This is a genomic window from Pseudomonas sp. RIT-562, from assembly GCF_026241895.1.
In the GTDB taxonomy this organism is placed as follows: Bacteria; Pseudomonadota; Gammaproteobacteria; order Pseudomonadales; family Pseudomonadaceae; genus Aquipseudomonas; species Aquipseudomonas mandelii_F.
The window spans coordinates 13337-32885 of the sequence record NZ_JAPJIV010000009.1; the positions used below are offsets into that span (position 1 = coordinate 13337).

The following is a 19549-nucleotide window of genomic DNA, read 5'->3' on the forward strand; positions in this document are numbered from 1 at the left end:
ACTGCTGGAGTCTGTAGCTTTGGTAGCCGGAGGTGACGTTAATGATCGGTATTGTCATACCTGCCCACAATGAAGAGCACCACATCGCTGCGTGTCTAACATCTGTTCTGTTCGCCGCTGCACATCCTGCATTGGCAGGCCAGCCGGTCTCCGTAGTCGTCGTTTTATACGATTGCTCTGATCAGACCGGGCAGATCGTTTCAGCAAACGGTGTTACCGGGATCGAGGCTTCCTTTCAGAGCGTGGGCAAGGCGAGAGCAACCGATGCAGATCATCTTCTGGCCGCTGGCGCGGAGTGGCTTGCCTTCACCGATGCCGACACCGCCGTGCCACATGATTGGTTGGCGCGTCAGATTGAGTTCAAGCTGATGCAGTCTATGAAACAGTCGAGGTGGGGTGGATAGCTGGAATATCCATGGAGATTTGGTTCGCTCAAAGTACATGGAGCTGTATCAGTTCATCGAGAATCACCCGCACATCCACGGAGCCAATCTTGGCCTGAGTGCCGAGGCCTACCGGAACGCTGGTGGGTTCCAGCATCTCACTGCACACGAAGACGTCCATTTGGTTGCTGACCTCAAAAGGGTTGGTGCTCATATCGTATGGACAGCAACGAATCCGGTCATCCCCAGCGCTCGCAAGGATTACAAATGTCGTGGAGGGTTTGGGGAGTATCTGGCCAATTTGGGTGCGTCATTGGGATTGCCTGCGCTCGATCCACAGGTAAGCGCCGGCGTCTCTCTTTGAAACGCGTTGTGACCAGGAGGTGGAAAGTTGGAGTACATCGATTACCTGCAATGGCCGGCCATGGTGGTAACGGTAGCCTCAGCATGGTTCATCGGTTCGCAACGAGCGCACCGGCGGATGATCGCCTTTTGGGGATTTATCACCAGTAATGCGCTTTGGGTGATCTGGGGGCTTCACGCCGACGCCTACGCGCTGATCCTGCTCGAATGCATACTTTTGGGGATGAATGCCCGAGGCTTCAGGAAGAACCTCAATGCCTCCGAGTCATCAACCTGAGACATGTAGCTCGAATAACTTTCACCCTACGGAGCCCCAAGCGATTACGGATTAGTGTACTGACAGATGATTATTCACGCAGGAACTCGATTATCTCTCTCGCGAGTTCGTCGGGCACTTCCTCCGCCATATGATGCCCACAGTCGAGCCCACGACCACGTTGTTGTGTTGTCCATGGTTCCCACACGCCTAAAACATCGCCGTACAGAAGCTCAAGATCGTCACGTAGCGACCATAAAATCATTGTCGGGCACTCAACCCTGCGACTCTCGCGGCGGTCGACCTCATCGTGGGTACGGTCGATTCCAAGGCCTGCTCGATAATCTTCGACCATGCCATGAACGGTCGCTGGGTCATGGATGGCTGCTTGATAGTCTCTGTAGGCGTCTGCACCCATCGCCTCGGCGGTGCCGCCATACCATCGATCAGGGTCGGCCAGGATTGCCTGCTCCGGTTTTTCGAGTTGCCCGAAGAAGAACCAATGCCACTATTTTGTCGCGAACTGGGCGTTACAGCGCTCGAGAGCTTCAAGTATCGGTACACCGTCCAATATGCCTAGATGTGTGACGGCCTCGGGATGATCCATAGCCGTGCGAAAGGCGGTGTAACTACCTCGATCATGGCCAATCACGGCGAACCGCTGATAACCCAGATGGTGCATTAGGGCGATGCAATCCCGTGCCTTGGCGCGTTTGGAGGAGCCTGCGTGATCGGCTGTGTCCTCAGGCTTTGATGACTGGCCAAAGCCTCTAAGGTCAGGACAGACAACATAATGATTTTTTGCCAAGAGTGGAGCAACGCGATGCCAAGTCGCATGAGTCCTAGGATGCCCATGGAGTAATAAGACGGGAGAGCCGCTCCCACCATGCCTGACTCTGAGGGTTGCCTCTGGGAGTTTTACGATATCGAGCGAAAAGTTATCGAACATTTCAATGTCCTTGGCGGTTTCCACTGCTCTTCGATTAGCAATGACCCTGCTAGCTGACTATGTCTCATGGGGGCTTGAGTTTTTCTTGAGCCCTCGAAGGTTCATCAGGAAAAGACAAACCTGTAATACGATCAATGCATACGCGTCTACGTAGAGTCCCCAGATCACCCACAACACGTTGCTCACACTGAAGCATATAAACCCGATCATCCGCCGGCCTGGCCGCTGCGATCCGATTAGCCATGCGGCGAGAACGGTAACAACCATCGCTGGCCATTGAATCCAATCCAGATAAGCCAAGTTATCCCCCCCCGGTACAGTTCAGCGAAGTAAATCGCTAGGTCGATGCCACCCTAGTCAATCGGGCTTCTGATGGTTGGATGAGGTTTTCGATTTGCCGAGAATGTAGCAAGGATGAAGGTTCCCATTGGGGTGTGTTGTGACGACCACAGATATCAATGACCAGCCCTCTTGAAACTTAAGGTTTGCTTCGTTGGCTGACAGCGCTTCCATGACTTGGATTGTGTCGGAAATATGCATTTCGTCTTTCTCAAATCGTAAGGTTCAATCATTAGGCGTCGAGCATGAATAAGGGTTCCTTTGTCGCTGCCTCGCTAAGCTGGATCATTCGCGATAGCGCCTGGTCTACATTGAGACCATCGCTTGAAGGGTGAACCAGTGAGCAAAATCATCAGCGCACATGACTTACAAATCGACCTTCAAGGTGCGAACGAAGCCGGGTTGTTCAAGTGGCTGCTTGCCAGTTTCCTGATGGGTAAGCGAATCCAGGGGCCGATTGCCGCCAACGCCTATCAAGTGATCGTCGAGAAACACCATCGGGATACGCCGCACAAATTGGCAAGCTGCACTCACCGCCAATTGGTCATGATGCTTGGTGAGGCTCACTACGTGCGTTACGACGAGACCACCGCGTCGCGGTTATTGGCATTGGCTAACAAGATGAATGCTGAATATCACGGCAAGGTCAGCAACATCGTCGCGGCAAGCGCAGATCGTAAGGCCTTCGAAAAACGGCTATCTGAATTTGGAGGAATAGGGCCGAAAACCATCGAGATTTTTATGAGGGAAGCGGGTGCGGTGCTCTTCGGAACTTCCCCCTAACTCTCACCACTACTGCCTCCCAATTGCGAGCAGCAAGGAGAAATCATGACAACGCACAGGCTAATAGCGAAGGGCTTGCAGTTGAATGTTTCGATCTGCGGTCAAGGCTCTCCGTTGCTTTTACTCAATGGTTTGGGTGGGTTGATTCGTACCTTCGATCCGCTGCGCGATGAACTCGACGACTTCATGACCATCACGCCGGATGTGCCAGGAGTCGGCAAGTCGCAAATGCCCCGTTGGCCCATTCGCCTGCCAAGTCATGCCGACGTGATTGCCGAGATGCTCCAGCAATTGGGAATCGACCAAGTGGATGTGTTCGGGGTGAGTTGGGGAGGTGCATTAGCTCAAGAATTCGCTCTTCGTTACCCGAGCATGGTACGCAGGCTGATTCTCGCGGCGACCTCTCCCGGCCCAGTGCTATTGATGAAGCCTGCTGACGTTATGGATTTTTTCCGCAAGAATAAAAACGCCAAAATGCGCAAGCAAGATAGCTCACGCAATTCAATTCACACGCTGCTGCGGTTCGGTGTGATGAAAGGCATGCTCTCTGTTAATCCGCGAACGTACTATTTCCAGCTCGCAGCCTTGATTGGATGGACAAGCCTGCTCCGGTTGTCCCGGCTGCCTCAACGCACGCTGGTTCTTACCGGCGACCGCGATCCTTTAATACAGGCGTACAACGCCTATGTCCTGCGCCGCACAATTCGACGTTCAGAACTCCGCATTCTGAAGGGCGAGGGGCACTTCTTTGTGGTGACCAGCGCTAAACGAACTGCCGTCTTGATCCGCGAATTTCTTAGCCGGCAATATGACGATGAAGAGATGGCACCGAGGATCGCAGAGCGAAACGTTAAGGCGAGCATGGAGCGCACCTAGATTAGTTAATCCGCCCGTTGACGTCGTTGTGAAGGGGAGCCACACACAGTCGTAGGCAGCATCAATTTCATCGCAAATTCTTCCAAACTCTCCGGATCGACAATGGTCAACCTTGTAGCTGTTGTTGATTAATCATGTCGAGGTGACCCATGGATAACTATCACATCACAAAAAAAGAAAATGCTTGGGAGCTTGTCAAAGAGGGTGCGCAACGTGCTTCCAAATCAGCTTCTACTAAAGCTGAAATTACTGAAATGGCCAGCGAATTTCTGCAGGGTAAAACAGCCTCTCTGAAAATTCACAAAGAGGATGGGACGATTCAAGAGGAACGTACTTTTCCTCGAGCCGCCGACCCTAGGAAAACAAAAGGCTGAGTCGAATCCAAAATAATGGGCGGCTACAAAGATGACTTTCGATCCTTATTCGAGAAGTCAGTTTTATCAGGAATTCGCTTTCCGTTCCCGCCTTCGCATGTCTAACCACAGGAACTTTTCAATGGTAATTGCATGTCTAGGATGGGGATCCCTGATATGGAAACCTGGGGCATTACCGCTCGCAAGCAAATGGTTTTTGGATGGGCCCAGTTTGCCCATCGAATTTGCGCGAGTCGGTGATGGTGGAGAGCTCGCGACGGCGATCTGCGCGAATGCGCATCCATGCAGCGTTCTCTGGGCTGAGTTGAATGTAAAAAACCTCGAAGAGGCATGCGTGGCCTTGCGTGTCCGAGAGCAAATTCCAGAGGACAGGGAGGATGGAATCGGTGTTTTTACCACCAGTAGCTCCCCAGTGGGAGTAATCGCCGAATGGGCACTCTTTCACCAATTGGACGCAGTCATTTGGACTGCACTGCCGCCTAGATTCGAAGACATTGAAGGTTTGATCCCAACCGTTGATGACGCTGTTTCATATCTAGCTGGTTTGAGTACAGATGCGCAGGAGCACGCACGGGACTACGTTAGGCAGGTGCCGGCTCAGATCGATACGTCCTATCGAAGGGAGATCTACTCAAGGCTTGGGTGGGATCAATGAGTGCACAGAGCCAAGCTCAAATTGGCACCATCTTTGATCAGCTGTTGTCTCTGCGAGAGAGCGTTAACAGTCTCCAGCAGATGGAGAATGAAAGAGTGGGTACCCTTCGTGGCCACCAGACCGTGGATGTGGACGGCTCTTTTCTATTGGTTTTTCAAAAGCTTCAAAACAACATCGCCGATATGGAGGAGGCTTTGGCCACCATTGCGGAAGCCACAGGCGATGCACCAAAGTTCTAGCGGATCGTCATTGAGGAAAAATTACACGCCATAACGCTTGTTCCCGCCAGAAGTAATGCAGTACCGACCGCCTCATGGCCCGATGCAAATTTCCAGATGAACAAGGGCACGAAGTACCGTATTTTGGCATCTGCCTCCGGGTTGGGTGTACTGGCGAACGCCAGGGTTTCGGTTTAGAGGCGATGTAGCAGTTCGATCCGCTACAAAGGCTGTTCGAAGAAAGCCATTTCGCAGGTTGGCCATCGATGCTGATACGCACCCAATCATCCCGTTTTTCGAAGACCTGAACTTTAGCCCCTCGGCTCAGCTTGGAAATGACTTTTCCGCCGGGCTGATCCCGGATATTGAGCTGGTTCGCGTTTACGTATTGATCAACTGAGGGGGCAGGTGTTGGTGACGGATCCGAGGTAGATGAGACCAGAGTATTCGGAGTGGGAGGGGGGGCTCGGTTGTACCTGAGCGGGAGGCGAGTCTTTTTTGCCTATCGCCCAAAGGACAGCGAAAACAATCGGGAGTGGGACAAACCATGACTGAGATTTCTTGCGCATTTTCATTGCCTCCCAGCAGCCACTAAACAGCCTGTCTTCCCTGACCAACCTGGCTTCATAAACCTATTTCGAGCTTAGCTAAATCTCCATTATCAGCCGCCTACCTAACCCTCAAATCTTCGGGTTTCCCAGATTAAACGTCGCGAGCAATCGCTATCTTTATTCACGGATGGGAACCACCCGGCTAAGCACCTACGACCAGGAAGTCTTTGCTTGATTCCCAATTGCAGTGGCCGGTACCAGTCGGGAAGTAGCAGTACGTCTCCTGAACTGACCTCCAATACATGGCCATCGGGGCAGCCGAGCATCAACCGGGCCTTGCCGCAGGCGATGCCAAGCACTTCATGAGCTTCGGCATGATAGTGGTGATAACTGTAAATCCCGTAGCGCCACTGTGGCGGCCAGCCATTAGCGCTGAAGACTTTCTAGAACGCTGCTGCTGTGTCGCTGTCCTGCACGGGAATGGCTTGAGAGTAAACGAGTACCGGCAAACGAGGATTATTGGGTATCCATTCGTTGCGTTCAAACCGTAGAGTTTGCACGGCACCTGCAATAGCTTGCGACTTGCTCGCTGAAGGATCGCTGAAATTCAACTACGTCCAGCGACGTTCAACATCGATCTGGAATTCCAGACCTCCGTCCTCCAATTTGCGTGCCTGAACCACCGAGCCTGTCAGACGTTCCCTAGGGGAAAGGATTATGGCTAACGACTGAGCCTTATGTAGGTCATCTGGTACTGGAGAAAGTACCTGCACCTGAAAAGCGCCGGGGGTGATAGGCGTGATGATTAGATCGCAATCAACACTTTTTGCTATCGGGCCCAAAAGGGTGTCGTGGAAGTAGTTTAAGCGTGCGGCAGTGGTCGCCATGGCAATCTCCTTGAACATACACGGGACGAAGGATCAGCATCAGCCCCACCTATACGCTAGACGGAGGCTGTGACGATTGAGTTCAATGCCAATGCCCAACGGTGTTTGCCGGGCCCCGTAGCGAGCGTTTGTTCAAACTATTTACTATCAAGACGATGGCTCATGAGCATGACTACATGCTTGATAGGATTCCCGGTAGCTGCCTGAGTACGAATTTTTTATGCTTATTGAAAGTGTGGAGGTCAGCTGTTCACCAAAGCGCGTTGGGAGATCAGATGCACAACTATCTCATCACCAAGACTGACAAGTTCTGGGCGCTCACAATGGAAGACGCGCAAAGGGCGTCCAATACCGCCTCAACCAAGGCAATGAAATCATTGCGCGGGCGGGTGAGTTTCTTCAGGGCGAAACTGCGTCGCTGAAGATTCACAAAGAGGACGGGACTATTCAGGAAGAATGAGCTTTTCCTCGTAGCGCAGACCCACGAAAGTCCAAAAGCTAGCAAGTGGTTTTGATGAATCAGTGACGATGCTCACCCCCAGTCGGATCTTCGATTTGAAAGACATTTCCATTGCGCCAGGCATCAGCACCTGGATCAATATGTGGGGCAGGGATGTCGGCCCGGTCTTTCTTTTTCCGTGTGCTATCGACATCAAATCTTTTGTCCCGTTCGATCACCAGTTGCGGGTCGATCTGACCATCTGCTGTGAATCCCATCATCAGTTGCGGAACGCCTAGCGGTAGCTCTTTGTTGAGGTCGGTGTGCCACGTATGCCAAGTCTTGCCATAGGTATTGATCAGCTTTTCCATCAGCGCATGTTCTGCAATGTCTGGAATACCGGGAGCAATCAATTGGCCCGACTTCACTTCATGAGCATGGCTGTGCCAGAGCGCCTTTTCAGTGATGGGCAATTTGGCGAACAGCTGCTCATTGATGATGTACTCCACCCCCATAAGCTTCGCGTCCTTGCGATTGCCATCGTAGATCACGCACTGGATCACTTGTTCATTGAGGGTGGAGCAATTGTGGTGAGCCTCCATTTGAACGTCGGGACGGCCATTGTAAAAATGGAATCCATCGAGGTAGGCATTGAGAGCATCGATGGGCGGACGTGATTGGAGCAGAGCGGCGCCGGCATCCAATGTGCGGGTAGTGGCTGTCTTTTCCTCACCCGGTGCAACGACATTGGAGGGGGTATTGTTAAAGGCGCATGCAGTCAGCAAGCCGAGGAATGCCAGAATCAAAGATGGTCTGAATCCGGTGAAAAACATCCGCTGGGTATTACCTCCTATCATTGCTGATCCTCCGTCCCGTTAGCTTCCAGGCATCGATGACGAACGACAATCGTCTTGGTTACCAATGCCCATATACCTAGATAGAAAGCGCTTGGAAGCTAGCGTTCAAATCAATAAGGACGGCTGCCTCTTCATGGCATGCGGGATTCATTTAGGAACGGCAACGTCGCTGGTAGCATCAACACTGAACTCGCCAGCGTCACCCATAACGCTGTACTGGTTTCGCAGTTTTCTCAGCTCCCTGTTGCTCATATAGGCGGTGATAGTTGTAAGCACAGAACTGCCCAGTAAAAATCAGCGCCACGGCCACTAGACCAAGCTGCACGTTTGGGAACTTCAATACGCTTGGCACGTGCTTTAACGCAGATGACGGCTCGGGACGGATCGCTGGAAGAAGCCTGACCAGTGCCCACCGCTTGCAGATAATCAATACACCGCGCTCGATACACAGTTGATCAGTTTATGAAATGCGTCAAACTTGGATACATGACACGAGATATTGGGGCTCGCGGCCAGCAATACTCGATGGCAAACCTTAACTCTTGGCATTTCGATCAAAAACCATTTTATGAGTCGAGCCAAACAGGTTGTAGATTCGGTTAATCCGTCGCAATGCGGCTGTAATACGTTGGCCATGAATGTTATTCAAACTAGAAATCAACCCAATGCTCATAATGAGCGAGTTACCCGAGAAACTCAAGCATGGCAAAGTCAACAGAACTACCAAGATCAAATTAAAACTACTTACTGTGATAAAATCGGTACGCGAACTATATGTAACTCCTATTAAAATCGAATGGCGAGCTATGCGAGCCAATGAATGTCTCGCATAGTTCACAAGTTAAGTAATGGGATCAATTCTAGCACCTGTATTTGCTGAGCGATAAAATTTGAAAAGCATACGATTTTCAGTACCAAGCAATATACGACTTTACGAAATCGCACGTTTGGGCTCGAAGAAAAGTGTCAACCCTCCTGGCGTGACAGCATACCTAGCAGACTATCCTGATTAAACTCCTGGCAAGCACGTTCAGCTTCAGCACGCGTCTGATAAACAGTCTTCAAGCGCAGCTTTTCCTGATTGTCATAGAGGTTGAAGCCTAAAGGTGCGGTCTGACAATAAAAGCGAAATCCGTTACGCATCGATCCCGTTTCCGAGGGGGCTGCAGGTACCACAACAAATCTCGAAATCATTTTCGCGTCCTCTCCCAGATCCGCTCACTATCAGCGGCTATTGGCCACCACAGCAAGCACATTTCCGCAGTTTCCGATGAGAAGCACGCGCGGCCTATGGAGATTGGTCGCATCGTAAAAAGGCTTAACTGATTCGCTTCCTCAGCTCTACTTCCTAGAAAGGCATCTATTCCTAAAGCGCCTCCTGCTAAGCTGAACTCTTGCAAGGAGAAGTCGCGATGCCAAATTCAGACCTGCTCCCTTCCCCTACTGTTCAAGATGAATCAAAACCAACTCGCCCTTGAGGCCGCCATTATGGAACCCACCCTTTCGGTCGAGCAGCGTGGTTCCGATGTGGTTGGAGGCAACGTGCGCGGAGCGTTGCATACGATCCACAAAAAAGAAGAGTTCATCAATATGACTCTTGCGGTGCTCATGACGCCTGAGTGGAAGGTCTATGGTTAGGCTGCTAGCTGGGCCCCGCTTGGCCCGAAGCTGCGACCTTCTCCGTTATGTCAATCCACAGCACAGCTCAGCTGTTGGCTAGCGGCGGCTCGAATGCGGAACAACTTGCGCCCAACCTTTCATCTCACCGCTCGCGATGTCTGCCAGATGATGAGGGGCGTCGCGCTGGGTAACCACCCTCTAATGCGCAGCTCCATGCAATCATGGAGTGAGACTATCACTGCCTCATTCCCGTTAAGTTTGATGGTTGGCGACTCACGCTATTCAATGACTGTGAAACCTCGGACTATTGCGAATACTAAACATCGCCTGGCGGTCGAGTCGGGACACTTGAACTCTGGTAGCGCGACGGAGTGGATCCTTTCGACCTATTGTGTGGCTGAGAGCGTGAACAGATGGATCGTGTGTTCGCGGTACATTGAGCCTCCTTGGAAAATGGGAGGTTGGGATCTTATGTCAGACCTCTTTAACGCCGCTTCCAAGATTATAGCTACGCCGCCTTTTCATCAAAAGCGGGTGCCGCCAAGGCTTGGCAGACTTACTAAGATGCAACCATAAATCCCTAAAGACGAACCTTGGGATAGAGATAATTAATTCGCATTGAATATACTCAGACGTCCCCGAAATTGCAGAAGGAAAAATATTTTATTAATTCAAATTATAAATTGCAACAACAAGTTACAAACCGATACTTCTTTGATACCGTCATCAATGAGATAATTGTCTGTTGATTGTTCTGGAGGGTGTACTATGACCACATTTCAATTTATTGCAGGCATGATATTGTGTTTGGTTGCGCTCGGCGTCAGAGCCTACTTGCTTATTCAATATTTGGAAAAAAACAAGCGGGCCGTTCAAAAAAAACAGTGAATAACGACAGCATGAATTTCCGAAGCTTGCCGTTAACAGTTGTGATTGCCGTCACATACGTCCCCCTAATTGGTGTGCTGGTCTATGACTAATTACGATGATTATCGGTTCCAATCTCACCATATTCTGCTTGAGCTTGATGCAGCTACTACTGCGTTGATGATGCTAGTTTCGGGACGTCAGACAGAAGGCCCTCGGTGGTGCGGAGCAGTAGAGCGCCACAAGCTGGCGTATGAAACGTGGGCGGCATTTCTTCGTCCACCAGCTACTGACCCCATGCCTGTTCTCGATGGGAGAGCGACAGGTCAGTACGGGCCATTTACGGAATGACCCACTTCATCGTTACTAAAGCTCACGAGGCTGTCTGGTCTCTGACATTAGCTTTTGAGATCCGCACCTTCACAATAAAAGTGTTGCCTTGCTCCCGGTCAGAAATAACATCGATAGATCCTTTATGTGAGGCGACAATCTCTGAAGCAATGAAAAGTCCTAAACCCAACCCCTCTGTAGGCGGATGGTCGATAACCGAATGCTGCGAGAACCGGCCCATGGGATTGAAGATGAATGGCAAAACATCCTTTGGTATAGGCTCGCCGCCATTATTGACGCTAAAAATCGCGGAAACCTCTGTCGCCACCAGCTCCACCAATATTGGAGTTTGGATTTCCCCGTGATGCACGGCATTGCTGATGTGTTTGAAAAGACTTGTCCCATATGTGCCCCATCGAACCTGCCTACGATTGACGCTTTCGCTGTAACCACCACATTCGCTTCAGGATGAGATAGACGAATTTCATCGACGATGCGTTCACACAAAGGAAACAGGTCTAATTCTGCGGTTTGACGGGAATTCCTAGCCCCATCTGACAACGAGGCGCTCTCGGAATCAATCGCCAGTTATTCAAGGGCAGTTGAGGCCTCTCGCATAATGCAAAGCCGTTGTTGGGAGCATATAATTTGAACTCACAAGTTCTAAAGGTATTTACTGACACTGATATAGTCTAGGCAAGATGAAAGAAATACAGCGGCGAGCCGCTATAGAAACCTGGAACAAACTTATCGCGATGCCTGAGGACAGTATCGAAGCTCAGCAAAGGTATGACGAGCTCTTGACGTCAGCCGACTCTATGGAGCAGGAAGGGAGCAACTGATCAGCAGCCAAGAATGGCGCAGGCTCGCTCAGCAAGCGGGGCCATTGTTCGCTAGCACAGCAGAGTGCAGGCGTGAGACGAATAAAAGATAAGGCGTGCACTCACCCATCCAATGGTGGAATACACCACATGTGCAATCAATGGCTGGGCCAGAAGTAGGCCCCTTCGTAATTAGGAGGTTCTATTACAAAGTCATTGCGCGTTGAGTCAGCCAGAGCTCAAGCGCAGCCCCAGACATGGGGCGACTGTAAAAATATCCCTGTCCCAGATCGCATCCTTGCTCTTTCAAAAATATATGCTGCTCTTCGTTTTCGACGCCTTCAGCAACGATTTTAAAGCCCAACGCTTGGCCAAGGCTTATAATTGCCTTTGTAATAGCTACATCTTTTTCGTCATGAGGAAGATCGGATATGAAATTTCGATCAATCTTCAAGCTGTTTATGGGTAATAATTTCAAGTAGGCTAGCGACGAGTAGCCTGTCCCGAAGTCGTCAATTGCGGTAGATATCCCCATACCTTGCAGATTATGAAGTACGGCTTTGGAATGCTCAGGGCTTGCCAGCATCAAGCTTTCTGTTACTTCCACCTCAAGTGTGTTCGCGGAGATATTGTATTTTTGTAGCGTACTATTCATGAGTTCAACGTAGTCGCTTCGTTCAATTTGAAGAGCCGCAACATTAACCGCTATTACACCTGGCGATATCCCATTTTCACACCATCGCTTGATGTCTTGGCAAACTATATCGATTACTTGCTCGCCAATTTGAATGATCAACCCGGTACTTTCTGCTAACGGTATGAAATCTGCGGGCGGGATTAAGCCATTGATTGGGTCTCGCCATCGAACCAAGGCTTCCGCACCAACGAACTCATTCGTTTTAATGTCGATTTTGGGCTGGTACCAGACTTCAAACTCTTGGCCCAGCACTGCTCTTCGTAAAAATCTTTCACCGTCCATTCTTTCTTGCGCTCGCAAGGTCATCTCGGCTTGATAGAATCGGTAACCGTTACGACCATTTTCTTTCTTTCCGTTCATCGCTGTATCAGCTTGTCTCAGCAATTGCTCAGGGCTTGCAGATTCGTTCGATGCGATCGCGATCCCCAAGCTGGCGGTTATCAGGGTCGACGCTCCCTTTAAATCAAAGGGTTGCTCTAGTGAAGAAAGAAGTTTTTCAGCAACTAAATTTACTTCGTCTGTGGTTGCCAGATTGCCAAGTATGAATGCAAACTCATCACCACCCAGGCGTGATACTGTGTCACTCGGTCGAATGCAAGTTTGAAATCGGGCTGCAGCTATTTGCAGAAGCATATCGCCCTGTGCATGCCCCAAGCTGTCGTTGACTGTTTTGAAATCATCTAGATCTAATACGATGACGGCCAATATCAAATCGCCGCCCTGCGTTTGTTCGATTGCGCGCTGAAGTCGTTTCTGGAAAAGCGACCTGTTGGGTAATCCGGTAACTGGATCATAATGAGAGATTCGTTCAAGGTCTGATTTAGTTTTATTAATTACCGAAAAGTCAGAGAATACCGCGACATAGTTTGTGATTTTGCCACTGTCGTTATAAACGGTGTTGATGGTCATCCATTGTGGATACATCTCACCGTTTTTTCTCCTGCTCCAGAGCTCACCTTGCCAAAATCCACGCTCTTTCAAGTATCGAATAATTTCTCGATAGAAGGAGTTATCTTGATTCTCGGAAACCAGTATGTTTGGTCTTAAGCCGATAGATTCTTTAGCACTAAATCCGGAAATAGTAGTATAGGCATTGTTTACGGATAAAATATGGCCGCGCTCATTGGTGATAATCACGCCGTCAGCTGTATGGTCTATAACTACGCCCGCGAGTCGAAGCTGCTCTGTATTTTTTTTGATTTTAGTGATGTCAGTCGATATGCCTAATACACCTGTCGCGAATCCACCTCCGTCTTTCAAAACGCATTTCGTAGTTAAGTATGTATGGGTGGCGCCATTATGGGTAATGTTTTCTTCAAATCTAAGAATAGCCCCGGCTGAAAGGACTTCATTGTCATTCCCTTGAAATATCCTTGCTTGGATTTCGGGCATGTGGCTAGCTCGCGGCTTTCCTTCGAGTTCTGCAAATGTGAAACCTGTTGCTTTTTCGAACATACGATTGCAAAGTGCTAAATTTCCTTTCGTATCGTACACATATATCAAGGAAGGTGCGTTATTGACGATGTTCAGGAGCAAAGATTTCTGGGTGAATAAAGCTTCCTCAGCTGTCTTACGAACGGTAACGTCGCGTACAACGGCGTAAACCATTGGTTGGCCGGACAGAATCACTGAGCACAACGTCACTTCAGACGGAAACGTTGAGCCGTCAGCTCGGGTATGTAGCCACTCAAAGCGATGAGCACCCTTTGCGAGAGCAATGTCTAGCATCTCTTTAGACTTTACCGAAGACAATTGTCCGTCAGATTGATATTTTGGAGATATGTCCGCTGGGTTGACTCGATATGACTTTTGGTGATTTCGTAAACCAAATGTTTCGATTGCTGCGGCGTTTGCGTCAACACAAATACTTTCTAGACTCACTATCCAGATGGGATCTGGTGAGCGTTCAAACAAAGCTCGAAAACGAGATTCACTTTGCTGCAATGACAATTGTATAATTTTTCGGCTAGTTGTCTCTTCGGTCAAATCTTGCTGTCGCTTCTCTATTAATTGATGGCTTATAATAAGTTTGGCCGAAAAGTAAGTAAAGAATCCCGTGCAGAAGAGCGCGAAAAGAAGCATAGGTGATTCATAAAAAGAATTGGTAATCCAGCCTTCCTTTGGCAGAGCAGCGAGCTGCCAAGTCCCACCCGGTACTTCAACTGTAGTGATTACCGCATCTTCCTTGAATAGCGTCGGATCACCGAATATAATACCTCCTGCCGAGCCCAGCCCATCCTGGCCACGCAGCGCGACCTGTAAATCATTTATGCTAGATATGCCCCCTACGAGCAGTAATTTCTGATAATCCGCCACCACCGAGACACTGCCCCAATATTGATCTTTTCCTGTGGCATCGGTGACGAACACTGGCCGACGATTAACAAATGCCTTGCCCCCTTGAATTAATTGAACCGGCCCAGCCAATAGTGAAGTTCTATTTTCTCTAGATCGCAGTAATGCGCCATATTGATCGGCCAAGTTCCGATAATCTACGCCGATGAGCTTTTCGTTTGCCTGGATTGGAAAGACGTTATCTACGATGTCATTTGGTGCGAGGACAACGTGTTTTATTTGAGGCTGTAAGGATATTGCTTCTCTTGCTATCCCCTGAAAATGCGCAGCGGTAATGTCGCCATCCAACCTAACGAGCTGAGCAATACCCTCGGTAACGTCAAAAGTAGACCTTATCGCACTTTCCAGGCGCGTCTGTATATTACCTAGTGTCGAGCTCACTTGGGTTTTGGCTAGATACAAATTCTCCTGCTGCTCCAATGAGCCTAGCGCCAGCGATAGCACGATACCAGACAGAAAAATGCTAGCGGGGAGAGCAAAGATCGTCCACGAATTCGAGATCGTTTTTGTGCGGGCCTGTTCGTTCGTATGTGCTGCAGTCGATTTGTCCAAAGCGGCAGCCCTTTTGTTTATTCGAAGGGATGGGCGGATCATGAGGAGGCACCGACCCAATGAATGCGTCTCATTGTGGATGACGAAGATGAGTAAGCGCAGTTGGAAAAATGGTCTCGCAAGAAAGACATGCGTCCGCTCCTCTTGTGACTACAACATTATGAGACGTAGTACGCTATTGAACTTTGGTAGATTTTCGCCTGCGTCGCTGCTTATACCTATTGACAGTCGACAGGCCACCCTCTGCCAGGTTCAGTCAAATTGATCACCTGTTGCATGATTTTCAAAAAAACAGTTGTTAACTGTTGATCGCTTGCGGTTGTAGAAGAGCGTAGATTGAGAATTTAAGTGATCGGCAAAAATTCGGTGCCACCAAGCCCTCACAGCGTCTACAAAGCCGACTATGCTCGTAGACCGTAGCGACACTTTCATTTTATTGCCTTGTCAGTCAGTAGGAGCGAACGAATCCGACTGTTCAAGGATCCAACCTTGCTAACTCAGACGTACGGTGCGCCGGGCGATAGATCTATGCTAAAAAACCTCTGGTATGTCATTTTACCTTCATCTCAGTTGACCAACGATCTGACAGCCATTCGGATCGTTGGACAATCGTTCGTGGCATTCCGCGATGAACATGGTAAGGCGTGTCTGCTTTCCGACGTGTGCGTGCATCGAGGTGGATCGCTCTCCGCTGGCAAAAAGGTTGGAGGGAGCGTTCAGTGTCCTTATCATGGATGGCGTTTTGGTGCTGATGGCAGATGCACCCACATACCCGCTCAGCCAAATCTGAAAATCCCTATCAAGGCTCGAATCGACGCTTATCCAACGATAGAGCGTTATGGTTGGATTTGGGCTTTCCTTGGTGATCTGCCAGAAGATGAGCGACCACCGCTCCCGATTTTAGACTGGCTCAGCGATGACGCCGTGAGAACTGTATCCGGTCATTTTGATTGGGAATCCAGTTGGGATCGCGTTATTGAGAACGGTCTTGACTTCGCCCACGCTCCTTTCGTCCACGGTTCTACCTTCGGAGATGTCAACCACCCTGAGATAGAATCCTTTGATGTCGATAGCAAGGAATGGAGCGGTTCGGCTCGCATGATCATGCGAAGACCGGCACGTAAGGGCTTGCTCAGACGTAAATCACTATCAGAGTCTGTGGAAGTAGTCACTGTTCCTGGTTTTCATCTGTCTGGCCCGTGCACGACTCTGGAGCTTGAATTGCCTAGGGGTTGGAGGATCTACATTGTCTCCGCACATGTACCGCTCGATGCGAACAGAACGCGCACTTGGTGGATGATGGGACGAACTTTCCTCAGGTCTCCGCTCCTTGACCGCAAGTTTATCGTTAGCAACATCCGAATTTTTAAACAAGATCATGCGGTGCTAAAAAACGTCCGTCCCGAACGGGTACCGGACTCATGGCAGCAGGAAGTCTCATTAAAATCCGATGCGCTTCAAATTTCGTTCAGGAAACGCGTACAGGAGCTCGAGCACCGAGGATGGCGGATTGATGAATTACGTCTCGCTCAAGAATTCACAGGACGCAAAGCTTGCGCTGTACCGTGCCCGGAACGCCGACGCATTGATTCTTGGGCGATCGAACAAATCCCGGTTCATCCCCAAGAATGAGTATCATCGATAGCGCATGAGCGCTCATCGGTTCGATATCGTTCTTTCGTTGGAAAATCGAGGGCATACAGCCAATGGCTAATTCCCGACGTGCCAATCGCTGCTGAGCGAGCAGCGTCCGAGCCTCCAGCAAAGGAATTACGTTCGCAAGGACAGGTACTCGGCTTCCATCCTGCCTTTCGACGATCACACGAAAGTTAGTAATAGGTTGTTGAGTGATAAGAATCCGCGCCAGGTGGGCTGGTCATGAGGGCGTACACGCCCTCCGGGGTGGTCTCGCCTCAGATTTCTGCTGTCTTTCGGTAATAGGCAACCAAGATTCCCTGCTCGTCACAGAGATAAACACCGACCGGAAGGTGTTCGATCAACTCGTGGTTCAGCTGGTTGGCGATGGACTAGCCGGCTGGAATGTGCAGTTTGATTGAGCTCTGCAGTGGAAGCATGTTGGGCTCATTGTAAGGTTGGGAAGTGGCAATCGTACGCCACTTATAGAATGGCAAACATCTATTCATTAGAAAACAGCATGGCTTTTCAGCTGGTATTAGACCGTTGCTCGTATGTTTTGATGGCAGGCGGATATCACTTTAAGATAGCTCGCTCAATTCAGCAGCAGCTATTTTTACCACCATATCTAGTCAACGCTTACATCATTTAGAACAAGCCCTCTTGGCCGTCCTCGCCGCTGTTATGCAACGGGGATAGAGCGTTGATCAGGTCTGCTCGCAAGCCGTTGGTAGATTGATGTCGGATCGTTACTAGCAGTGGGCAAATCTAGATTTCAAGCACGGCGCTGCGGACGAAATTGACGAAGCATTGGTGCTGCTGCTTAGCAAGCTCCCGTCGGATTCAATCGTCGGTGATCGAGCGACTCATAGTTTGGTGATGGGTAGACCCGGCTGAATAAGTGCAGCGACGGCTACAACCATATCGTCCAAAGACCAGGGTTTGTGCAAGTAGATCGTGTCTGCCGGTACAGTCTCTGGGCCAATCAGATATCCAGAGGTAAGAATCGCGGCGATGTGAGGCCATCTACCTTTGATCATTTGTATAAATTCGGTGCCCTGAACCTGCCCAGGTACGCCATGATCTGCAATTACGAGGGGACACTCGCCGTTCGCTTGGAGCAGGTAGGTCAAAGCATCGTCAGCCGTATCAAAAGCGACAGTTTCAGCACCTATCTCTTTCATGATGTCGGTCAGCAGCATTTGTAGGGTCGGGTCATCCTCAATAACAATGACTTTCCCTCGAATCGGCAATATCCCTTCCCAATTGACGTTCACACATGCCCTCCTGAGCTGGACAAATACGCCTGAATTCAGTGCAGATGTTCCAAGTGTAAGCGTAAAATTGTGCTTTGGCGCGAACTGCCGTTGACGCTAGGGCGGCCTCTTTAGTTGGAATCGCGGCCTGTTCAAGTCGTCCAAGCATTCGACTCCGCTGTGGCGCACCTGGCAAAGCTGCACGTCCCTGAGCAGGCGGGAAGGTGTGAGTTGCTGATCAAAAGTTCTTATTTTCTCGATCGGAGGCTATGCTTCGGGATGTGCTGCGCAGCTACAATCGCGTGCCTTTTCAGCATTCGGCGCTTTTGGCGATGGTCGCGCCTGGTTTAGTCATACCAAACCTATGAGTCGAAACACCACATGAATGATTTCGCAGATACGTCCCAAGAAGTGCTTTCATTTTTGAGACGCCGGCTAGGCTTCGATCTGTGGATGGTTACCCGCACAGACGGTAATAACTGGACTGTTTTGCATTCGGAAGACCATGGCTACAACATCCCCCCTGGTACTGTTCTTAAGTGGAGCGACTCTTTTTGCAGTGAGATGGTACGCGGGAAGGGGCCAGGTATCGCGCCAGATTGCAAATTGGTGCCCTGTTACGCGGCTGCACCGATCGGACGGCAAATAGCGATCCACTCATATATTGGTGTTCCTCTATTACTGTCAGACGGTTCCCTGTTTGGTACGCTTTGCGCGATTGATCCTGCACCTCAACCTGAAAAAATCAAGGAAGATCAAGAGCTAATCGAGATGGTCGGCAAGGTGCTTAGCAAGATTTTGCAAATGGAATTGAAGGCTGATGAAGAAGCAAGCAGAGCAGAGCGTTTCAAAGCCCAAGCGCTTACCGACGGCCTCACCGGGCTTCTAAACCGTGCAGGGTGGGATCAATTGGCGAGTTCTCGGGATAGTCGAAATCGTCGGTATGGCAACTCTACGGCAATTTTAATAATTGATCTAGACGATCTGAAGCTTGTCAATGATCGCTCTGGCCACGCTGCCGGAGATGACATTATTATGAGGGCCGCCAGTGCCTTGAAACAAGCTTCTCGAGCGGACGATATAGTAGCCAGGTTGGGCGGCGATGAGTTTGGAATCATCGGGGATAACTGCGATATAGCTGCTGGCGAAGCACTCTGTGGAAGAGTTAATATTTTACTTCAACAATTAGGCGTTAGTGCATCTGTGGGATTGGCGATGGCTAACGCTGGCACCAGCATAAGCTCCGCTATGACCTTGGCCGATAAGCAGATGTACGAGCAGAAACGTTCGAAAAAGTTTTAGTAACTGGAGTTGTTAATGACGGTGCTCAAATCTATTCATAACTTGATGAATTATACGTCGCTGGAATCTGGGAAAACCTGTAGACAACCAGCCGGTCATGTTAAATTCTTATAGGTTACTACATACGAAATGATGGCTAGAAAAAGCGTTTTTTGATACGGCATGTAGGGTGAGTTTCCAACTA

Annotated in this window: 20 protein-coding genes and 2 pseudogenes; 11 read left to right on the plus strand and 11 right to left on the minus strand. The window is 49.8% G+C overall.

Annotated elements, in window-relative coordinates:
- The first annotated feature begins 41 nt into the window (after positions 1-41).
- Genes ORL50_RS28965 through ORL50_RS13260 form a run of 3 tightly spaced genes read left to right on the plus strand, consistent with a single transcriptional unit; the run spans position 42 to position 1023 of the window.
- The gene (locus tag ORL50_RS28965; RefSeq protein WP_323055228.1) at positions 42-404 is read left to right on the plus strand and encodes a glycosyltransferase family 2 protein; all 363 of its coding nucleotides are present in this window, start codon (positions 42-44) and stop codon (positions 402-404) included.
- On the plus strand, positions 397-747 hold the full coding sequence (locus ORL50_RS28970) for a hypothetical protein (protein WP_323055229.1): 351 nt from the start codon (positions 397-399) through the stop codon (positions 745-747). The genes ORL50_RS28965 and ORL50_RS28970 overlap by 8 nt, the downstream gene beginning before the upstream one ends.
- A gap of 60 nt (positions 748-807) precedes the next feature.
- Positions 808-1023, plus strand: a complete 216-nt coding sequence (locus tag ORL50_RS13260) for a hypothetical protein (RefSeq protein WP_416236027.1) — start codon at positions 808-810, stop codon at positions 1021-1023.
- Between the two features lie 70 nt (positions 1024-1093).
- Here the strand turns inward: ORL50_RS13260 and ORL50_RS13265 are convergent, their stop codons facing one another.
- The 3 genes from ORL50_RS13265 to ORL50_RS13275 form a co-directional block, all read right to left on the minus strand.
- A complete protein-coding gene (locus ORL50_RS13265) occupies positions 1094-1420 on the minus strand; it encodes an alpha/beta fold hydrolase (protein ID WP_266015460.1) in 327 nt (108 codons plus the stop codon).
- A gap of 90 nt (positions 1421-1510) precedes the next feature.
- Positions 1511-1951 carry an alpha/beta fold hydrolase gene (locus ORL50_RS13270; protein ID WP_266015788.1) on the minus strand — a complete coding sequence of 147 codons (441 nt, stop codon included), beginning with the start codon at positions 1949-1951 and terminating at the stop codon, positions 1511-1513.
- A gap of 57 nt (positions 1952-2008) precedes the next feature.
- Positions 2009-2218: a hypothetical protein gene (locus tag ORL50_RS13275; protein WP_416236028.1), complete on the minus strand. Its 210-nt coding sequence runs from the start codon at positions 2216-2218 to the stop codon at positions 2009-2011.
- A gap of 411 nt (positions 2219-2629) precedes the next feature.
- On the opposite strand from ORL50_RS13275, the gene ORL50_RS13280 reads away from it, so the two are divergent.
- The 4 genes from ORL50_RS13280 to ORL50_RS13295 all read left to right on the plus strand — a co-directional run bounded on the left by ORL50_RS13280 (position 2630) and on the right by ORL50_RS13295 (position 5217).
- Positions 2630-3073, plus strand: coding sequence for a DNA methylase (locus ORL50_RS13280; RefSeq protein WP_266015466.1), 444 nt, complete (start codon positions 2630-2632; stop codon positions 3071-3073).
- 45 nt (positions 3074-3118) lie between these two features.
- Positions 3119-3949 carry an alpha/beta fold hydrolase gene (locus ORL50_RS13285; RefSeq protein ID WP_266015469.1) on the plus strand — a complete coding sequence of 277 codons (831 nt, stop codon included), beginning with the start codon at positions 3119-3121 and terminating at the stop codon, positions 3947-3949.
- A 149-nt stretch (positions 3950-4098) separates the two neighbouring features.
- Entirely contained in the window at positions 4099-4323 is a 225-nt protein-coding gene (locus ORL50_RS13290) for a DUF2188 domain-containing protein (protein ID WP_266015472.1), read from the plus strand.
- A 651-nt stretch (positions 4324-4974) separates the two neighbouring features.
- The gene (locus tag ORL50_RS13295; RefSeq protein ID WP_266015477.1) at positions 4975-5217 is read left to right on the plus strand and encodes a hypothetical protein; all 243 of its coding nucleotides are present in this window, start codon (positions 4975-4977) and stop codon (positions 5215-5217) included.
- Between the two features lie 7 nt (positions 5218-5224).
- Here ORL50_RS13295 and ORL50_RS13300 read toward each other — a convergent pair whose 3' ends face one another.
- The 3 genes and pseudogenes from ORL50_RS13300 to ORL50_RS13310 all read right to left on the minus strand — a co-directional run bounded on the left by ORL50_RS13300 (position 5225) and on the right by ORL50_RS13310 (position 6634).
- Entirely contained in the window at positions 5225-5638 is a 414-nt protein-coding gene (locus tag ORL50_RS13300) for an SH3 domain-containing protein (RefSeq protein ID WP_323055234.1), read from the minus strand.
- A 314-nt stretch (positions 5639-5952) separates the two neighbouring features.
- Positions 5953-6319 (minus strand): annotated as a pseudogene (locus ORL50_RS13305) (cupin); the annotation flags it as partial.
- Between the two features lie 39 nt (positions 6320-6358).
- Positions 6359-6634 carry a hypothetical protein gene (locus ORL50_RS13310; protein ID WP_266015480.1) on the minus strand — a complete coding sequence of 92 codons (276 nt, stop codon included), beginning with the start codon at positions 6632-6634 and terminating at the stop codon, positions 6359-6361.
- A 275-nt stretch (positions 6635-6909) separates the two neighbouring features.
- Between ORL50_RS13310 and ORL50_RS13315 the strand changes: the two genes are divergently transcribed.
- Positions 6910-7056: a hypothetical protein gene (locus ORL50_RS13315; protein ID WP_416236024.1), complete on the plus strand. Its 147-nt coding sequence runs from the start codon at positions 6910-6912 to the stop codon at positions 7054-7056.
- Positions 7057-7153: 97 nt separating this feature from the next.
- On the opposite strand, the gene ORL50_RS13320 is transcribed toward ORL50_RS13315, so the two are convergent.
- Together ORL50_RS13320 and ORL50_RS13325 are read right to left on the minus strand one after the other, a co-directional pair.
- Positions 7154-7906 carry an OBAP family protein gene (locus ORL50_RS13320; RefSeq protein WP_194693147.1) on the minus strand — a complete coding sequence of 251 codons (753 nt, stop codon included), beginning with the start codon at positions 7904-7906 and terminating at the stop codon, positions 7154-7156.
- A gap of 990 nt (positions 7907-8896) precedes the next feature.
- Positions 8897-9124, minus strand: coding sequence for a hypothetical protein (locus ORL50_RS13325; RefSeq protein WP_266015483.1), 228 nt, complete (start codon positions 9122-9124; stop codon positions 8897-8899).
- A 218-nt stretch (positions 9125-9342) separates the two neighbouring features.
- Between ORL50_RS13325 and ORL50_RS13330 the strand changes: the two are divergent.
- Positions 9343-9568 (plus strand): annotated as a pseudogene (locus ORL50_RS13330) (hypothetical protein).
- Between the two features lie 1222 nt (positions 9569-10790).
- Here the strand turns inward: ORL50_RS13330 and ORL50_RS13335 are convergent.
- Positions 10791-11075, minus strand: coding sequence for an ATP-binding protein (locus ORL50_RS13335; protein WP_266015487.1), 285 nt, complete (start codon positions 11073-11075; stop codon positions 10791-10793).
- A gap of 698 nt (positions 11076-11773) precedes the next feature.
- Entirely contained in the window at positions 11774-15214 is a 3441-nt protein-coding gene (locus ORL50_RS13340; RefSeq protein ID WP_266015491.1) for an EAL domain-containing protein, read from the minus strand.
- 447 nt (positions 15215-15661) lie between these two features.
- Between ORL50_RS13340 and ORL50_RS13345 the strand changes: the two genes are divergently transcribed.
- Positions 15662-16804, plus strand: a complete 1143-nt coding sequence (locus ORL50_RS13345; RefSeq protein ID WP_266015496.1) for an aromatic ring-hydroxylating dioxygenase subunit alpha — start codon at positions 15662-15664, stop codon at positions 16802-16804.
- A gap of 869 nt (positions 16805-17673) precedes the next feature.
- On the opposite strand, the gene ORL50_RS13350 is transcribed toward ORL50_RS13345, so the two are convergent.
- Complete coding sequence (locus ORL50_RS13350; RefSeq protein WP_266015499.1) at positions 17674-18084, minus strand: response regulator; 411 nt, start codon at positions 18082-18084, stop codon at positions 17674-17676.
- Between the two features lie 360 nt (positions 18085-18444).
- Here ORL50_RS13350 and ORL50_RS13355 point away from each other — a divergent pair, with 360 nt between their 5' ends.
- Positions 18445-19365 carry a sensor domain-containing diguanylate cyclase gene (locus ORL50_RS13355; protein ID WP_266015502.1) on the plus strand — a complete coding sequence of 307 codons (921 nt, stop codon included), beginning with the start codon at positions 18445-18447 and terminating at the stop codon, positions 19363-19365.
- Positions 19366-19549 lie beyond the last annotated feature (184 nt).